Origin of the sequence: Simonsiella muelleri ATCC 29453, from assembly GCF_002951835.1 — a bacterium.
Lineage (GTDB): Bacteria > Pseudomonadota > Gammaproteobacteria > Burkholderiales > Neisseriaceae > Simonsiella > Simonsiella muelleri.
The window spans coordinates 2119943-2138838 of sequence record NZ_CP019448.1; the positions used below are offsets into that span (position 1 = coordinate 2119943).

The 18896-nt window shown below is 41.5% G+C and carries 14 protein-coding genes; 7 read left to right on the plus strand and 7 right to left on the minus strand.

The genetic code is table 11. The features are described from left to right. Positions 1 to 225: 225 nt before the first annotated feature. Genes BWP33_RS10520 through BWP33_RS10530 form a run of 3 tightly spaced genes read left to right on the plus strand, consistent with a single transcriptional unit; the run spans position 226 to position 3410 of the window. Entirely contained in the window at positions 226 to 1527 is a 1302-nt protein-coding gene (locus tag BWP33_RS10520; RefSeq protein WP_002641335.1) for a M23 family metallopeptidase, read from the plus strand. A gap of 55 nt (positions 1528 to 1582) precedes the next feature. Then, positions 1583 to 2680 (plus strand): putative phage abortive infection protein, encoded by a 1098-nt coding sequence (locus BWP33_RS10525; RefSeq protein ID WP_002641334.1) that lies wholly within the window; start codon positions 1583 to 1585, stop codon positions 2678 to 2680. After that, positions 2655 to 3410 (plus strand): IS5 family transposase, encoded by a 756-nt coding sequence (locus tag BWP33_RS10530; RefSeq protein WP_002641156.1) that lies wholly within the window; start codon positions 2655 to 2657, stop codon positions 3408 to 3410. The genes BWP33_RS10525 and BWP33_RS10530 overlap by 26 nt, the downstream gene beginning before the upstream one ends. Before the next feature lie 18 nt (positions 3411 to 3428). Here the strand turns inward: BWP33_RS10530 and BWP33_RS12540 are convergent, their stop codons facing one another. The 4 genes from BWP33_RS12540 to BWP33_RS10545 form a co-directional block, all read right to left on the minus strand. Next, complete coding sequence (locus BWP33_RS12540) at positions 3429 to 3608, minus strand: hypothetical protein (protein ID WP_155999518.1); 180 nt, start codon at positions 3606 to 3608, stop codon at positions 3429 to 3431. Between the two features lie 3 nt (positions 3609 to 3611). Beyond that, the gene (locus BWP33_RS10535; protein WP_002641332.1) at positions 3612 to 5414 is read right to left on the minus strand and encodes a GmrSD restriction endonuclease domain-containing protein; all 1803 of its coding nucleotides are present in this window, start codon (positions 5412 to 5414) and stop codon (positions 3612 to 3614) included. Positions 5415 to 5506: 92 nt separating this feature from the next. Next, complete coding sequence (gene alaS, locus BWP33_RS10540; protein ID WP_002641331.1) at positions 5507 to 8128, minus strand: alanine--tRNA ligase; 2622 nt, start codon at positions 8126 to 8128, stop codon at positions 5507 to 5509. Positions 8129 to 8193: 65 nt separating this feature from the next. Further along, positions 8194 to 8838 (minus strand): hypothetical protein, encoded by a 645-nt coding sequence (locus BWP33_RS10545; protein ID WP_002641330.1) that lies wholly within the window; start codon positions 8836 to 8838, stop codon positions 8194 to 8196. A gap of 204 nt (positions 8839 to 9042) precedes the next feature. Between BWP33_RS10545 and BWP33_RS10550 the strand changes: the two genes are divergently transcribed. Next, the gene (locus BWP33_RS10550) at positions 9043 to 10413 is read left to right on the plus strand and encodes a M16 family metallopeptidase (RefSeq protein ID WP_002641329.1); all 1371 of its coding nucleotides are present in this window, start codon (positions 9043 to 9045) and stop codon (positions 10411 to 10413) included. A 126-nt stretch (positions 10414 to 10539) separates the two neighbouring features. Here the strand turns inward: BWP33_RS10550 and BWP33_RS10555 are convergent, their stop codons facing one another. Further along, positions 10540 to 11433: an SPOR domain-containing protein gene (locus BWP33_RS10555; RefSeq protein WP_104930397.1), complete on the minus strand. Its 894-nt coding sequence runs from the start codon at positions 11431 to 11433 to the stop codon at positions 10540 to 10542. A gap of 399 nt (positions 11434 to 11832) precedes the next feature. On the opposite strand from BWP33_RS10555, the gene miaB reads away from it, so the two are divergent. The 3 genes from miaB to ppsA all read left to right on the plus strand — a co-directional run bounded on the left by miaB (position 11833) and on the right by ppsA (position 17026). After that, positions 11833 to 13158, plus strand: coding sequence for a tRNA (N6-isopentenyl adenosine(37)-C2)-methylthiotransferase MiaB (gene miaB, locus BWP33_RS10560; protein WP_002641327.1), 1326 nt, complete (start codon positions 11833 to 11835; stop codon positions 13156 to 13158). Between the two features lie 132 nt (positions 13159 to 13290). Continuing rightward, the gene (locus BWP33_RS10565) at positions 13291 to 14241 is read left to right on the plus strand and encodes a hypothetical protein (RefSeq protein ID WP_002641326.1); all 951 of its coding nucleotides are present in this window, start codon (positions 13291 to 13293) and stop codon (positions 14239 to 14241) included. A gap of 400 nt (positions 14242 to 14641) precedes the next feature. Further along, on the plus strand, positions 14642 to 17026 hold the full coding sequence (ppsA, locus tag BWP33_RS10570) for a phosphoenolpyruvate synthase (protein WP_002641325.1): 2385 nt from the start codon (positions 14642 to 14644) through the stop codon (positions 17024 to 17026). Between the two features lie 267 nt (positions 17027 to 17293). On the opposite strand, the gene BWP33_RS10575 is transcribed toward ppsA, so the two are convergent. Both BWP33_RS10575 and dapF read right to left on the minus strand, forming a co-directional pair. Then, positions 17294 to 17731 carry a hypothetical protein gene (locus BWP33_RS10575; protein WP_002641324.1) on the minus strand — a complete coding sequence of 146 codons (438 nt, stop codon included), beginning with the start codon at positions 17729 to 17731 and terminating at the stop codon, positions 17294 to 17296. A 57-nt stretch (positions 17732 to 17788) separates the two neighbouring features. Next, complete coding sequence (gene dapF / locus BWP33_RS10580) at positions 17789 to 18637, minus strand: diaminopimelate epimerase (RefSeq protein ID WP_002641323.1); 849 nt, start codon at positions 18635 to 18637, stop codon at positions 17789 to 17791. Positions 18638 to 18896 lie beyond the last annotated feature (259 nt).

The window sequence follows — 18896 nt, forward strand, 5'->3', positions numbered from 1 at the left end:
TGAAAATAAATAACAGCGTATTAATTAAGCTGAAAAAATAAGTAAAGTGTTGTGAAAATTATACGTTTTTCGCGTATCCTTTCAGGCTGCCTGAATTCAGGTGTTTTAAGTGTTTGCAAACCTTTGTTGTGCCGAATAAATGATTTTGACGCAAAATTTTAAACCATTTTGAAACAAAAACTGTTAATATATACAAATATCTGTGTCTTCTTTCTGTTGGACAAGATGAATTTTATGATGAATTTTTTAATGAGAAAATGCTATGTAACCTTGCTCGTGCTGGCTTTCAGTTCATCAGGACTAGCCATCGCCACCATAGCCCAACCCGAATTACCCATTTCTGCTTTATATAAAACCGAAAAAGTGGTGCAAACTTTACCGATGCCCACCATACCATCTACCACCAATGCATCAAGCTATTGGTATGATGAAGAAGTTCAAACTGGCGATCCCATCACGGACGTATTAAAACGAATCGGCGCAACCCAAACCAGCATCAACGATTTTGTTAAAAACAGCCCTTTTGATTGGAAAAATTTGCAACTTCGTACGGGTCAAATTGTCAGCGCGCGCGTGGATTCGGTACATGACTTAACGGACGTACAATTTTTCAATGATGATGACAACGGTGAACGTAATATGGTTGCCTTGCAGCGCATCAATGGAAAATGGCAAGTCAATACAAGCAATATTGACACCGAAACCATGCCATCATTGCGTTCGGTTGTGATTAGCACATCGGCAGCGGGGGCATTATCACGTGCAGGCGTACCTGTGGAAATTCGTACATCTCTCAAAGAAATGTTTGCGGATAAATTTAATCTAGATGAATTAGTAGAAGGCGACACCATTAGCCTATTATACGAAAGTCTGTATTCACGCGGTCAAGAAATCGCCACAGGCAATATTTTAGCTGCCGAAGTTCATACCAAAGGCAAAACTTACCACAGCTATTATTTTGACCAAGGCGATGCAGGCGGTAATTATTACGATGAAAACGGTGAATCACTCAAAGAAGGTTTTGCAGGACAACCCATTGCCCATTTTACCCGAATTTCATCGCCTTACGGGATTCGTGTTCACCCTGTTTTGCACACCATTAAAATGCACACAGGCGTTGACTACGCAGCACCAACAGGCACACAAATTCTTGCGCCAAGCGATGGCGTGGTCAGTTTTCGTGGCTGGAAAGGCGGCTATGGCAATACCATCATGATTACCCATGCCACTGGCATAGAAACACTGTACGGACACATGAGTGCATTCATCAATGGCGTAAACGAAGGCTCCGCCGTCCGTGCAGGCGATGTGATTGGCTTGGTCGGCACGACAGGTCGCTCCACAGGTCCACACTTGCACTACGAAGTCCGCATCAACGGACAGCACGTTAATCCTGCCACCGTTGCCTTGCCAACACCCAAATTGTCCGCGACTGATTTAGCCGCATTGAAAAAATATCAACAAAAAACCGATGAAACTATGATGGCAGTGCGTGGCTTGCCTGTTATGGTTTCACAATTAGATTAATTTTTTTCAGGCTGCCTGAAAAGTTAACCCGTTCATTTAATTATGGAATGAAATTATGCAAATTTTTTTAAAATTGGTAACATGGTTTTTAGGCGCGATTTTATTGCTTAGTATTATCATGTTAATGATGATGCTGGCACAAAATAGCCCCATCTACTTCAGCCCACAACAACCGTGGATTTTTTGGGACGCTGAAAATGCCGCCAAATTGGATTTAATCAAATTGGCAACCGCTTTGGGCGTGTTGATTGCAGCAATTGGCGTGAGTAGCTTCAGCTACATGACTTATAAACGTCAAGATAATCAAGATTTTGATGAATTATTCAACACATTGCTGCGTCAACACAATGAATTATTGAATCAAGTTGATGATAATGAATTGGATAAACTCAACGCTGATATTTTGAAATTGTACTTGTTTAATCGCGTGGATAATCCTGTGATTGTGGATTCAGGCATTCATTTGATGAGCATCTTGCAACAATGGAAACAACATAATTTCCAAGAAAAGAATTTCAGTGAATATATGCGTAAATTCTCGCAAGAAGCTCAACACGAAACGGATATTATTGAAGCACTTAATCAAGCATATGACACCGTTCTCAACCGAAAATCCAGTAGCGATGAGCGTACGGTCAAAGCAGAAATCGCGTTTGATAAGCTACAGACTTTCTTACAACCACAAAATCGCTTAGATGACACCAAACGCTTTGAAAAATCACTCAAAGAATTGATTGACGGCAACACCACCGTAAAACCATATTTGATTACACTGTATCGCTTATTGCGTTTTGTGGCAACATCAGAAAAAATCAAAAAATACGAGAAAAATGAATACTATGGTTTGATTCGGGCGGCAATTCCACCCAAAATGTTGTTTGTGATTTTATTCAACAGTAAAGGCTGGATTCGTGGTCAAAAAGGCTTAACTTACCAAGACTTACTGCGTAAAGCTAAATTGGTAGAACATTTGCCCATCAGCACCGAATGGCTTACCGAAATGTTTGAACACGGCTATGCTAACGGCGAACAAAAAATTGCGTCCGATTTAGGGGCTATTGACAATTCAAAAAAAGAGGCAAAGGATTTAAGATATTGTTTCCACGCAACCATCCCAAACCTTTGCCATGTCCCGAAACACGCTTACAAATGAAACATGGTCAAGACTGTTGCCTATTTTGAAACAGCTTGGCATTTATCGCAAGAAAAATTTACGCAAAACAGTAGAAGGTATCCTATTTCGCTTACGTACAGGCTGCCAATGGGCTGATATACCTAGTTATTTTGGTAAAGCAAACAGCCTTTACCAAAGTTTCAATCGCTGGTCTAAACGCGGTATTTTTACCCGATTATTCAAACATTTGGTAGATACACCCGATATGGAATGGGTCTTTATGGACGGTAGCCATATCCGCGTTCATCAACACGGTATGGGTAAACAATCCATTACGCATCAAGCTGTTGGTAAGAGTATCGGTGGTCATACGTCTAAAATTCATTTAGCGGTTGATGCTTGTGGTAATCCAATTGAATTTATCATTACAGCTGGTAATGTAAATGATATTGTTGTTGCGCCTGATTTATTGGCACAATTGGATTTAAGTGATAATGAAACCGTGTGTGCTGATAGGGGTTTTGACAGTGATACTTTTCGTCGGTTAATTCAGTCTAAACAAAGTAAAGCCAATATTCCATATAAGAAAAATAGAGAACATCTTAATGTGGGCACAGATTGGTATTTATATAAAATCAGGCACTTGGTAGAAAACGCTTTTGCACGATTAAAGCATTTTCGTGCGCTGGCAACACGGTACGATAAATTAAAACGTAATTATGAAAGTACTGTATCATTAGCTTGTGCTTTGATTTGGTTGAAATTATAGCTAAAATGTCATTAGCCCCTAGCATACCGAACATTGGATATCGGCATACAAAATTATATTTTTACCGAATCCATTCACAGTGATGCTTTCGGTAAAAGCACTTACCATGCTGCTTGGAAAGCCAAACGTTAATTGACTGACATAAAATCTTTCAGGCTGCCTATTTATCCAGGCAGCCTGAAAGATTATGTGTTTCATTAATCAAAATTTATCATAAAATTGCTGAATTTTTTTCGCCATCAATTTTCTGCGTTCTTGCAAAAAATCAGCATAATTTTCCTGTCGAAAAGCCTGCCAATTTTCAGGAATACAATGAACAGCCAAATTTTCTCGCCATTCAACTAACGATGGAATAGAGGTATATTGTTGTTTACCCTGTTCAATATCCTGTTGAATTTGTTGTAGATATTCAAACGGCGGTTTATCCTGCAAACGAATATTGATTTGCTGTTCAGTGTACACAAAATTAGCAATTTGATTATATTCACTTTTTTTGTAGCCATGTTTTTCCAAATAAGCTTTAGGGAAAAAATGATGTTCATCGCCACGCGTTTCAAATAAATCAGACACTTTCACGCTGCCTGATAAAAACGCTTTTTCCTGATTTTGACATTGTGCCGCCAAATAACACAAATAGGCAGCATTGACATTGCTGGACGAATCCAAATCACGCACCAAAGTATGCTCCCAAAATCCACTATTTAATTCTGCTAATTCAATAAGTTGAAAATATTCTTGAATACCTTTTTCTTGAATTTGTTTGATGTCGCGTTCAATCACGCTTTCCGAAGAACCCGAATAACGTCCCGTCAAGAGCGACATCACAAACCATTTTTTGACCCAATGCTGAATTTCATGTTCAGACATTTTCAAATCACACAAATGTAAATAAATGGCATATGCTATATTCAAACTATTTTGTGAATTCAATAAATTAGCATGAATAAAACCCGCCGAACGAATCAGCAATAAAAAGCGTTTGTAATGCGTTTCGTTGAAAAATGCCATTAAACCTGTGCGTAATTTTTCGTAACTTTGCTGGGCGATTTCTTCCGTGTTGCTGCGTTTTTCAAAATCTCGTCCTGACAATAACGCCACTAAATCGCTAAACCGACCACGTTGAAAAGCGTAAGTGTATGCCACACGCAAAACATCAATATAATTAGGGTGATATAAATTATCTGTATATTGAGCAATCCATTTAATTTTTACAAAATCAGGGGATTGAAAAAATTGTGTGTCATTGCTTTCAATGTGTTTGGCAAAGCTACTGTCGTTTAACAAATGGCAAAAATAATCAATCATTTTACGTAATGTGTTGCCACCAAATTGCTGGTCAGCAGCAATTTTAGACATCACAAAATCCGCATTACTTAATACCACGCCTTTTTGATTAATGCGAATAAAAATTTCCGTAACCGTATCAATTTCCAAATCAGGATTCAATTCAATAATACCAATTTGTCGATTTTTAATGGCTTGTAATTCATTGATTTTTTCTTCAATTTTATCTTCATCAACTGTAGGATTTTTTTCCAAATATTGCCGTCTGATTTTGCTGATAGGCGTGTCGCCATTCAAAATCGGCGCAATGTCATCAATCCAAATCGGATTGCGTTCAATCGCGTTGTTACACACTTCAAACGCAGATTCATGGTCTTTAACCTGTGGATTGTAAGCAATTTTGATTTTATTTTGCTTATATTCTTTATTCAAAACCGCCTGCCCAACCACCGCCGCCGTCAAAGCGGTAATACGTTGCTGTCCGTCAATTAATACGCGTTTACCTGCGGACAATGTGCCATCTTTCAAGCGAATATCGGGATTACGCCACGTAATGATATAGCCCACAGGATAACCTTTGTGCAACGAATCCAACAAATCGCGTACCTTGCTCGCATTCCACACAAATGGACGCTGAATTTCAGGAATCGCAATTTCACCCGATTTAATCCACGATAATAATGTCTCAATCGGTTGTTGTTGAACAGAATATTTGGACATTGTTAAATCCTTATTTTTTATGAATAATGAACGGTATTTTTCAGGCAGCCTGAAAGCACATTTTCACACTTTCAGGCTGCCTGAATATTCAATTAAAGCAGATTATTAACCCAATTTTCCACGCTTGCCAAAGTTTCAGGCAGCTTGGCAGCATCCGTACCGCCTGCTTGTGCCAAATCAGGACGACCGCCGCCTTTACCGCCGACTTGTTCCGCCGCAAATTTTACCAAATCGCCAGCTTTCACTTTTGCTGTCAAAGGTTTAGAAACACCTGCACACAACGACACTTTGCCATCGTTCACCGCCGCCAACAACACAACCGCTTTATCGGATTTACCCGTCAAATCGGTTACGATGTCGCGCAATGCGCTCGCTTCTGCGTCAATTTGTGCCACAACCAAACTTACTGTACCCAAGTCTTTAGCGTTGTCCAACAATTTTGCGCCCGCGTGTACTGCTAATTCCGCTTTGGCTTTTGCCAATTCTTTTTCTAACGCTTTGGTTTGATTGGCATTGGCTTGAATTTTGCTTAACACGTCTTTTTCGGTTTGCGCTTTGACTTCGCTAATGATGTTTTTCAATAGCGTTTCTTGATTTTGCGCCCAACGTAAAGCGTTCAAACCCGTAATGACTTCCAAACGGCGTACACCAGCCGCAATGCCACTTTCAGAAATGATTTTGAACAAACCAATATCGCCCGTACGCGCAACGTGTGTACCGCCACACAATTCAGTAGAAAATTCACCCATTTGCAACACACGCACTTCATCGCCGTATTTTTCGCCAAACAACATCATTGCACCTGTTTTTTGCGCGTCTTCCATGCTCATAATGTTGGCATCAACCGCCACGTTCGCCAAAATCGCAGTATTGACGCGGCGTTCTACTTCGGCGATTTCTTCAGGCGTAATGGCTTGATTATGCGAAATATCAAAGCGTGTGCTTTCGGCGGTAACCAGCGAACCTTTCTGTTCCACATGGTTGCCCAACACTTCGCGCAAGGCTTTGTGCATCAAGTGGGTTGCGCTGTGGTTGCGCATATTAGCATCGCGAATGTCGTTGTCAATTTCGGCTAACACGCTGTCGCCCACTTTCAGGCTGCCTGAAACTTGTACGCCAAATTGTCCAAATACGGCGGCTTTGATTTTTTGCGTGTCGCGTACTTCAAAGCGGTTTTCGCCTGCCAAAATATAGCCCACATCGCCCACTTGACCGCCACTTTCGGCGTAAAACGGTGTTTGGTCTAATACAATTGCGCCTGTTTCGCCTTCGTGCAATTCGGTTACGGCTTCGCTGTCTTTGTATAAAGCAATGACGGTTGCGTTGACTTTTCGTTCAGAATAACCTTTAAATTGTGTATCTTGACCGTTGTAATCCAATTGCGTGTTGGCTTTAAAATTTTGCGCAGCACGAGCGCGGGCGCGTTGTTCGTCCATCGCTTTGTTAAAACCGTCTTCGTCCATTTCTACTTCACGTTCGCGGCAAATATCGGCAGTTAAATCGTATGGGAAACCGTAGGTATCATACAATTTAAAGATAATTTCGCCGTTCAAACGTTTCAGGCTGCCTGAAAGTGCATTTTCCAACAATACCATACCTGTTTCCAAAGTTTGCGCAAAACGTGTTTCTTCCGCTTTCAACGCCTCTTCAATTTGCGTTTGTTTTTCGCGCAATTCTGGGTAGGCATCGCCCATTTCTTTAACCAAATCAGGCACTAATTTATAGAAAAACGCTTGTTTTTGACCCAATTTGTAGCCATGACGCACCGCGCGGCGAATAATACGGCGCAACACATAACCACGCCCTTCGTTGCTTGGTAACACGCCGTCTGCAATCAAAAACGAGCAAGAACGAATATGGTCAGCAATGACTTTTAAACTTGGCACGTCCATGCTGAACTCAACGCCTGTTTCACGCGCCACAGCTTTGAGTAAATTTTGAAATAAATCAATTTCATAATTACTATGAACGCCTTGCATTACCGCCGCCATGCGCTCCAAGCCCATGCCCGTATCCACAGACGGCTTCGGCAGCGGATTCATATTGCCTTGTTCATCGCGGTTGAATTGCATAAATACGTTGTTCCAAATCTCAATCCAACGGTCGCCATCTTCTTCGGGTGAACCTGGAATGCCACCCCAAATGTGTTCGCCGTGGTCGTAGAAAATCTCCGTGCAAGGTCCGCAAGGTCCTGTGTCGCCCATTTGCCAGAAATTGTCAGATGCGTATTTCGCGCCTTTGTTGTCGCCAATACGGACGATTTTGTTTTCAGGCAGCCCGATTTCTTTGTGCCAAATGTTGTAGGCTTCATCGTCTTCCGCGTACACGGTTACGAGTAATTTTTCTTTGGGCAAATTAAGCCATTCTGGCGAAGTCAAAAACTCCCAAGCATAATGAATAGCTTGTTGTTTGAAGTAATCGCCAAACGAAAAATTGCCCAACATCTCAAAAAAGGTATGATGACGCGCGGTATAACCCACATTTTCCAAATCGTTGTGTTTACCACCTGCGCGTACGCATTTTTGTGCGGTGGTGGCGCGCGTATAGGAGCGTTTATCAAAGCCCAAAAACACGTCTTTAAATTGATTCATGCCTGCATTGGTAAAAAGCAAAGTGGGGTCGTTGTGTGGGACAAGACTGGACGAACGGACAATTTGATGCCCTTTAGATTCAAAAAATTGCAAATATTTTTGGCGTAATTCAGATGTTTTCATGGTTTTACGTTTCTTATTTAATGGTTTAAAAATAGAAAAAGTGCTTTCAGGTTGCCTGAAAAAAATTATTTTGATAAATTATCTTGTTTTAATTGATATTTTTTCATTAATTGATGATATTGATTGCTGGAAATTTGCTGCCATTCTTGCGATTTGGCAATTTTCACACCAAGCTCTTGATTAATTTTATGTAATTCTTCGGTTTGCTTGTGTTCTGCTGCTTCAGACGAACGCACTTGCAAATCCGCCGTATCCGCATACGCCGCCATAGACATCGCCAACGCATCACGCACACTGGCAATTTCTTTATCTGATAAATTCAATGATTTCAAATAATTAATATTTTGGCGGATTGCGGTCATTTCATTTTGAATAATCATACGACTTTGGGCTTCAGATAATTTGGGATTTTGCGCTTGGGCTTGCTGCATTCGTTCAGCGGCTTGCTGGGCAAATTGCTGCATGAGTTGATGCAAAATTTTCGCTTGCTCTTTGGGCGTGCTGGTCGCGCTCAAAGCAGGCACGGAAACCGCTTGCACCGCAACCGCATTCACAGCAGATGCACCGCTGGCTACCACAGGTACGCTGGCTGGCGTATTGGTTGCAACAGCCGATGCAGAAGGCAATGGATTTTGCGATGACGAGTCAGGCGAACACGCGGCGAGTAATGCCGCAGAAATCAGCAAACTTAGATGAAATTTAGATAACATGATAGTGGTTCTTTAGAAAAATTTTCAGACTGCCTGAAAAAGATTTTGACAATTGAAATTTCAAGTAAAAATAAGCTGCCATCTTACTGGAATTTGGGTTTTCTGCCTATATTTTCGTGTAAAAATATATTTTCAGGCTGCCTGAAAAACGTTTTTCGCTTATTATCACATTTCCCTTTGAGATTGAAATGATATGGAGAAACAATGTTACGTCCGACTTTATTGGCATTATCGCTGCTGGCGTTGTCTGTGCCTGCATTGGCAGAAACTTTAAAAACAAAATTAAACAATGGTTTAACAGTTATTGTGCGTGAAGACAATCGTGCGCCTGTTGTCATGTCCCAACTTTGGTACAAAATCGGTTCAGTTGATGAAAAAGTAGGCAAAAGCGGGTTGAGTCATGCACTGGAACACATGATGTTCAAAGGCACACAATCCATTCCTGAAGGCGAATTCTCACGCCACGTATCCGCGATGGGTGGCTCGTTGAACGCCTATACCACCGCCACTGAAACCGTCTTCCACGAAAACATCGCCAAAGAACATTTACCCACCATTTTGGCAATGGAAGCCGACCGCATGGTCAATTTGAATTTTAGTGATAAAGCATTTAATAATGAAATCAAAGTCATTCGCGAAGAACGCCGCCAAAATGTAGAAGACAATCCCATTGGCAATATGTATGAAAAAATGTTGAGTTTGGCGTATGACAAACCATCTAACCAAACGGCAGTTATCGGATACATGTCTGATTTATTTAAATTAAAACCAAATGATTTGCGTGATTGGTATCGCCGATGGTATGCACCCAATAACGCCACTTTGGTGATTGTCGGCGATGTGAATGCCAAAGACACACTGGCTTTGGTGGAAAAAACATTTGGGCACATTCCTGCAAAAAAATTACCCAATCGCCAAGACGTGAGTGAACCCAACACCCAAGCCAAAGGCGCGAAAGTTGTGATGGGTGGCAACACCAAACAACCTATGTTTACATTGGGTTATCGTGTGCCAACTTTGACTCAATTAGACGAAAAATTGCCTTATGCGTTGGATATGCTGGCAAATATTTTGAGTGGCAATTCGGCAGCACGATTTGATAAAAAATTGATACGCGGTTCAGAATTGGCATTGGATTTAAGTACAAATTACACCATGATTGACCGTCAAGCACAATTATTCACCATTTCAGGTATGCCCAGCCAACGCAGCGATTTGGATTTATTACGCAAAAATGTGGAAGCTGAAATTGCACTGATTGCTCGCGATGGCGTAAGCGAAGAAGAATTACAACGCGCCAAAACCATTGAAAAAGCCAACGCCATTTACAGCCGCGACAGCATGGGTGCGCAAGCCAGCTTAATTGGCACACTGGAAACCAACGGTTTTTCTTATGATGATGAAAATAAATTGCGCCAACGCATTGACCAAGTAACCGCCTCTGATGTTCAGGCTGCCGCTGCATTCTTATTGAAACAACGTGATGTTTTTGTACAACTTTATCCTGAAGACAGCGAACAAGTCAAAGCCGCCAAAAAAACCATGAAACCCTATCAAACAACAAAAAACAAATAAATTTTTGCCCCCAAGATGGGGACAAAAGTTTCAGGCTGCCTGATAACAAGTTATGAATCATTCACACAAATAAAAACAGTATTCATCATATCTATATATGAATACTGTTTTTTTGATAAAAATAAATTAATCAATCATTAACAATGCAGGCATATCATTGGCTTTCAATTGATTAACCATTTTTTGGGCTTGCACCTGTTCAATACGCTGACGGCTACGCACCACGCTGATTCTCGTACCATTTGAGTTGGTGGTTTTGACCACGCGCGATGGCACACCCAATAAAGATGCTTTTGCTGCTTGAGTTTCCGCCAAATCTTCCGACAAAAATGCCCCCATCTGAATCATCACGCTTGAAGATTTACCATCTGCACTTTGGTTTTCTGGCTGGCTAGTGGCATCGGTGTTTTTTTCTGATTTAACGTCTGATTTTTTGGTGGCAGAGATGTCGGTTGTGGTGGTTTTGGTGACATTTTCCGTATTTTTTACAGCCACTTTTTTCAGGCTACCTGTTTTTTCGGCAACTTTATCGGTAACAACAGTGGACGCAACTTTAGTTAAACTGTTTGTTTTTTCAGAGATTTTATCGTTGGCTTTTTTCAGGCTGCCTGCTTTTTCGGCGACTTTGTCGGTGGCAACAGTGGCAGCAACTTTAGTCAAACTGTTTGTTTTTTCAGAAATTTTATCGCTGGCTTTTTTCAGGCTGCCTGCTTTTTCGGCGACTTTGTCGGTGGCAACAGTGGCAGCAACTTTAGTCAAACTGTTTGTTTTTTCAGAAATTTTATCGCTGGCTTTTTTCAGGCTGCCTGCTTTTTCGGCGACTTTGTCGGTGGCAACAGTGGTCGTAACTTTAGTCAAACTGTTTGTGTTTTCAGAAATTTTATCGCCGGCTTTTTTTAGGCTGTTTGCTTTTTCGGCGACTTTATCGGTGGCAGTGGTGGTTGACTTGGTTTCAGTGGTAGCATAGATTTGCGTACTGGCAAACATCAAAATAACCGCTAAGATGTTTTTAATCATCATTAATTCTCCAAAAATGTCAAGTTAATCAAATTCATCAGGTTAAAATTTGTGAATCCTGATGCTTCCTAAATATTGAGTATCTATCGCAGTTACACCAATTTTGAGTTAAGGAATATTAATTACTATCTTATTATGTTTATCATAAAAGTGGGGAAATTTTCACATAAATTGATTATATTTACATAATTTTCATACTAAACGTTGTATTTTTGTTTCAAGTTATCTAAATATTGTCGCTAATTCGCAACAAATTATGAATTTTGATTTGATTTGATTCTGGGGGCAAATTCAGTATAATCCGCGTTTTACGTTTTTCAGGCTGCCTATTTTTTCAGGCAGCCTGAAAATTATTGCAACTCAGCCCCGCAATTACGGGCTACCTGATTAGGTAAACAAACCATGAAAAAAGTCTTTATCCGCACTTTTGGCTGTCAAATGAACGAATACGATAGCGAAAAAATGCTCGCCGTGTTAGCCGAAGAACATGGCGATATCGAACAAATCAACGAGCCTGATGGTGCAGACATCATTTTATTTAACACTTGTTCAGTACGCGAAAAAGCACAGGAAAAAGTATTTTCCGATTTAGGGCGCGTCAAACATCTTAAAAAAGAAAACCCCAATTTAATCATTGGTGTAGCAGGTTGCGTGGCATCGCAAGAAGGCGAAGCAATTATTGAACGTGCGCCTTATGTCGACGTGGTTTTTGGACCGCAAACGCTGCACCGCTTACCTAAAATGATTATGGACAAAGAAACCACAGGTTTATCTCAAGTAGATATTTCGTTTCCCGAAATTGAGAAATTTGACCACTTACCACCTGCGCGTGTGGAGGGTGGCAGCGCGTTTATTTCCATTATGGAAGGCTGTTCTAAATATTGCAGTTTTTGTGTCGTGCCTTACACGCGTGGCGAAGAATTTTCTCGCCCACTCAACGATGTACTGACTGAAATTGCCCATTTAGCACAACAAGGCGTGAAAGAAATTAACTTGTTAGGGCAAAATGTGAACGCCTATCGTGGTGAAATGGATAACGGTGAAATCTGCGATTTTGCGACTTTGCTGCGGATTGTTCACGAAATTCCGGGAATTGAACGTATGCGTTTCACAACCAGCCATCCACGTGAATTTTCCGATGCGATTATTGAATGCTATCGTGATTTACCGAAATTGGTTTCGCATTTGCATTTACCGATTCAAAGCGGTTCTGACCGCGTACTCTCGGCAATGAAACGTGGCTACACCGCGTTGGAATACAAATCCATTATCCGCAAATTGCGTGCTATCCGTCCTGATTTGTGTTTGAGTTCCGATTTTATTGTCGGCTTTCCAGGAGAAACCGAACGCGAATTTGAACAAACACTGAAACTCGTAAAAGACATTGCCTTTGATTTGAGTTTTGTGTTTATTTATAGTCCGCGTCCTGGTACACCAGCTGCAAATCTGCCAGACGATACGCCTCACGAAGAAAAAGTACGCCGTCTAGAAGCCTTAAACGAAGTGATTGAAGCTGAAACCGCACGCATCAACCAAGCAATGCTTGGCACGATTCAGCGTTGCTTAGTGGAAGGGGTGTCCAAAAAAGACCCCGACCAACTGCAAGCACGTACCGCTAATAATCGCGTAGTCAATTTTTACGGTTCAGCAGATTTAATTAATCAGATGGTTGAATTGGAAATTACCGAAGCGCGAACATTCTCATTATCAGGGGAACTGGTTGAATAATCATTTTGCAGCCTGAAAAACCACTCGCCCAACAATTTTATTCTCAAAATATTTTTCGTGAATAAAATTGTTGGGCGTATTTCCTTTTCTTTTCAAATAAATTAGTATAACGTATTTTTTAAGGAAAATATCATGCGTAAAATATACATCGCCACTTTATTAGCATTAACCTCATTGGCAGCCTGTAACCAAAAAGATTCTACAGAAGCCCCGAATAAACCCACTCAAACCACCGAATCCGCGTCAAAAAGCTCCCTCAATACGCCAACAACACCCAGTGCAAAAATTGCGCCTGAATACGCAGAGTTCGCCGCTTTAACCCAAGCCGCCAAAGACAAATTAGCAAACGCTACACCCGAACAAGCCAACGAAATCTACGCCGAACACCGAAAAGCTGTCGCAGCCGCCACCGAAGAATTAACTAAAAAAGAAGAAAAATTCTTAGGAGAACAATATCATAACGAAGAAAATTGGCAGCAATCCGAAAATGAAGACGAACCCAGTATCCCAAAAGGCGAAGTCAAAGCACGCATGGACAAACTCGCTAGCGTAGGATTGGTATTTTTTGATGAAGGTGAAGGCATCGTATCTATTCGCCAACAGCCCGATTATTTTAAAAATTTATTTGCTGGCAAAGTAACGCCCGATGTCGCGGAATTCATTGATTTAAACGCCAACGATGACAAAAAACCTGTGGAAAACGATGCCGCCATTATCGTACCTTGGGCAGAATTGGGTGATCGTGCTTTCGCATGGGAATCGTTCATCAAAAAATATCCTGATAGCGCATATGCTAAAGAAGCAAAAGAACAATTTCAACATTATGCTGACAGCTTTTTATTTGGCATGGACAACACACCTGTGGAAGCATCCACTAATCCAGATTTAAAAGATGTGGCGCAAGAGTATCAAAAAATTGAAAAAACTTGGTCAGATTTCGCCAAAGCACACCCCAACAGTAGTCTCACGCCCTTGTTTGATGAAGCGCGTCAAATCGCCAAAATGGAACAAAATAACGGACAGAATCGTTACGATGCCATAACCAAATTCCGCAAAGAAAAATGGGGTATGGAAGAAAATTAATTAACATTCTCATTTTGTTTATTTTTCAGGCAGCCTGAAGATGATGGGCTGCTTTTTTTAAATAAAAATGTTAAAATTACATATGACTACAAATTAGCCAGTTTATGCGTTAAAATTATCATTTAGTAGCAAAAAATAGGAAAATAAACCCAATTAAAAAATTTAAACTTTCTTCAAAAGAAAAATTACGCCATATTTTTCAAAAAAATTTCATCCAACTACATTTTGAAAAACCTTGATTTTTCAGGCAGCCTGAAGATTTTTCATGACAAAAGCATGACAGATAATCCAACAACCGCTAGAATAACCCCATATATAAGACAGGGTCATCTCAAATTTGTCTCTCATTCATTCAGTAAATTATCTTAACTTTACAATACTTGCGAAAGGACGCAGCAAAATGTCTCAATACGTTATCTGGTTTGAAAACTTACGCATGAGCGATGTGGAAAGTGTTGGCGGCAAAAACGCTTCTTTGGGCGAAATGATTAGCCAATTGACCGAAAAAGGAGTACGCGTTCCAGGTGGATTCGCCACAACCGCTGAAGCGTTCCGCGCATTTTTAGCACATGATGGGCTGAATGAACGGATTTCCAGTGCGTTGGCGGCTTTGGACGTGGATGATGTAACCGAATTGGCGCGTGTTGGCAAAGAAGTCCGCCAATGGATTTTGGAAACGCCTTTCCCCGAACAATTAAATCAAGAAATTGAAACCGCGTGGAACAAAATGGTCGCCGATGCAGGCAGCGAGGATATTTCTGTGGCGGTACGTTCTTCTGCAACGGCGGAAGATTTACCCGATGCGTCTTTTGCAGGACAACAAGAAACTTATTTAAATATCAAAGGATTAGATAATGTAAAAGAAGCGATGCACCATGTATTCGCGTCTTTGTATAATGACCGTGCCATTTCCTATCGTGTCCATAAAGGCTTTGATCATGATGTAGTGGCGTTGTCGGCTGGTGTACAACGCATGGTACGCTCCGACAGTGGCGCAGCTGGTGTGATGTTCTCCATTGACACGGAAAGTGGTTTTGAAGATGTCGTATTCATTACATCATCTTATGGTTTGGGTGAAACGGTCGTACAAGGTGCCGTCAATCCCGATGAATTCTATGTTCACAAACCTACTTTACGCGCAGGTAAACCTGCCGTTTTGCGCAAAACCATGGGTTCTAAACTCATCAAAATGACATTCACCGACAGCGCGCAAGCTGGTAAATCCGTGCAAACGGTTGATGTGCCTGTGGCAGACCGCAAAAAATTCTCTATTTCTAATGAAGAAATTACAGAATTAGCCAAATACGCCTTAATTATTGAAGAGCATTACAATCGCCCAATGGATATTGAATGGGGACGTGATGGCGTGGACGGCAAATTGTATATTTTACAAGCACGCCCAGAAACTGTTAAATCTCAAGAAAATCAATCAAATAGCTTACGCCGTTACAGCATTACAGGCGAACGCAAAGTATTAGTAGAAGGTCGCGCCATCGGTCAAAAAGTTGGTCAAGGCAAGGTGCGCTTAGTCAAAGGTGCAGACGAAATGCACTTAGTGGAAGCGGGTGATGTACTCGTAACCGATATGACCGACCCAGATTGGGAACCCGTGATGAAACGTGCCGCTGCCATCGTTACCAATCGCGGTGGTCGTACTTGCCACGCGGCGATTATCGCACGTGAATTGGGTATTCCTGCGGTGGTGGGTTGTGGTAACGCCTCCGAAGTACTGCAAGAAGGTCAAGCGGTTACCGTGTCTTGCGCTGAAGGCGATACAGGTTTGATTTACAATGGTTTATTAAATGTAGCAGTAGAAGAAATCGCATTGGACAATATGCCAGAAGCCCCTGTGAAAATCATGATGAATATCGGTAATCCTGAATTAGCATTCAGTTTTGCTAATATTCCAAGCGCAGGAATTGGTCTGGCACGTATGGAATTCATCATCAATCGCCAAATCGGTATTCACCCACAAGCCCTGTTGGAATTTGATAAATTAGATGAAGATTTACAAGACGAAATCCGCGACCGCATCGCAGGTTACGCATTACCAACCGATTTTTATGTGGACAAAATTGCAGAAGGCGTAGCAACTTTGGCTGCATCGGTTTATCCGAAAAAAGCCATTGTGCGTATGTCTGATTTCAAATCAAACGAATACGCTGGTTTAATTGGCGGTGATATTTACGAACCACACGAAGAAAATCCCATGTTGGGTTTCCGTGGCGCGGCACGTTATGTATCTGAAAATTTCAAAGAATGTTTCGCCATGGAATGTCGCGCATTGAAACGCGTTCGCGATGAAATGGGGCTGACTAATGTAGAAATCATGATTCCATTTGTCCGCACATTAACCGAAGCAGAACAAGTGGTTACCATTTTAAAAGAAAATGGTTTGGAACGTGGCAAAAACGGTTTACGTTTAATCATGATGTGTGAATTGCCAAGTAACGCCGTGTTGGCTGAACAATTCTTGAAATATTTTGACGGTTTCTCCATCGGTTCAAACGACATGACGCAATTAACTTTGGGTGTGGATCGCGACAGTGGCGGTGCAATCGCTGCGACTTTTGACGAACGTAACCCAGCGGTAAAAGTGATGCTGAATTTAGCCATTTCCGCATGTCGCAAACAAAATAAATATGTTGGCATTTGCGGTCAAGGTCCGTCTGATCACCCCGATTTCGCCAAATGGTTGGTGGAAGAAGGCATTGAAAGCGTATCGTTGAATCCTGATACCGTTGTGGAAACGTGGTTGTATTTGGCTAAAGAATTAAATCAATAAACGTGTTTGAAATTTTCAGGCTGCCTTTGTTTTAATAATGAAGGCAGCCTGAAAATTTTATCTATATTGAATAAAAAAGGAATTTTTATTTTAATCCACACTATTAGAACCTGTGTTCACAGCCAAGCGCGATGTCTTTTTGCCCCATTTGGCACGCCTGCTACGTTAAATTTCATGCCAATAGGAACGCTATTGACATAAAATTCGTCTTACATTCGCACCAACTGGGACAAAAATCCATTTCACGTTGGCTATGAATACAGGTTCTTATTTTGTCTGAAAGGCTGCCTGAAAATGTTGGTCGTCCACTTGCCATTGAATCAGCCAATCATGGCGAGATTGCGTGCATAATGGTAAATGCACATTTTCCGCCAACCAAGTACCATCTGCTTGTTTATTCAGCACAAAACGATTAAATCCCATGTCCATATCAACCATACTGAACGATGCGGTCATTTGCTGCGTATTGGGCGCAACCCCAGTCGCACGGATGTGAAATGGCGTTTTATTGTCGCCCACGCCCACTAATTGTAAATTTGCCCCCTGCCCAAATGGGCAACCCGATTGCGTGATTTGACAAGATTTTGCCGTTTGATGAATGGGTTGGCGAGACTCCCACCACAGCAACATTGCCCCTTTTAACAGTGCCAAAATAATCAAAGCTGCTCCCACGAGCAGCCATTTTTTATCATTTGTTATCATCATAATATTTTGTATTTCAGGCAGCCTGAAAGGTTAAGCTGCCTGATTATCAAATAAAAATTAATAAGTTAATTCGCCTGAAAATACGGTTACAGCTGGGCCCATCATCATCACATCACTGCCCTCTTCCCAACTGATTTGCAATTCCCCCCCTGGTAACACCACACGCACCCATTCGCCAGATGCAACCGCCCCCAAACGCACACCTGCCACCACCGCCGCACACGCGCCTGTGCCGCATGCTTGCGTTTCGCCTGCACCACGTTCGTAAACGCGTAATTTAATATGATTTTTATCAACTACTTGCATAAAACCCACATTTACTTTTTGTGGAAAACGCTGATGATTTTGCAACGCCGCGCCCCAACTCTCCACAGGCGCATCATCCACATTACCGACCCACATCACCGCGTGTGGATTGCCCATGTTGACCAACGACATTTCCGCGCTATCCAAATCTTTCACGACAATATAGCTTACCGCACCCACTTGTTCACCCGAACGCAACACAAACGGTACATCTTCAGGTGCAAAACGCGGTTGCCCCATGTTCACGGTTACCAAACCATCATCATTCAAACGCGGTTTGATGATGCCCTTAGCGGTTTGTACCACGATTTCTTGTTTGTCTGTTAAACCTTGTTCAGTAACAAATTTAACAAAACAACGTGCGCCATTACCACATTGCTCCACTTCGCTGCCATCGGCATTAAAAATGCGGTAACCAAAATCCACGCCTTCGGTTTGACTGGATTCTACGATTAACAATTGGTCAAATCCCACGCCCGTGTGGCGGTCTGCCCATTCGCGAATGGGGGCATTGGCAGTATCGAATGTTTGGCGCGTGGCATCAATGACCATGAAATCATTACCCAAACCATGCATTTTGGAGAATTTTAGAGTAGGCATCGCTATTTCCTATCAGTGGTTATTTCAATTATTGATACGCAAGCATTTTATCCACAAACAAAACAAAATATCAATGTTAAAAAATGTATTCAAAATCAATGATTACAAATTAAATTATTGAATTTAAATTATTTAATTTGATTAAAATTTAAGCAAAAATAGCTTGGTAACTCACGCGAAAGCAAATTTCAACCATACAAAGTGGCTGTCCACATGGTTATCCACAGATTTTGTGGGTAAGTTTATCAGCACTGAAACC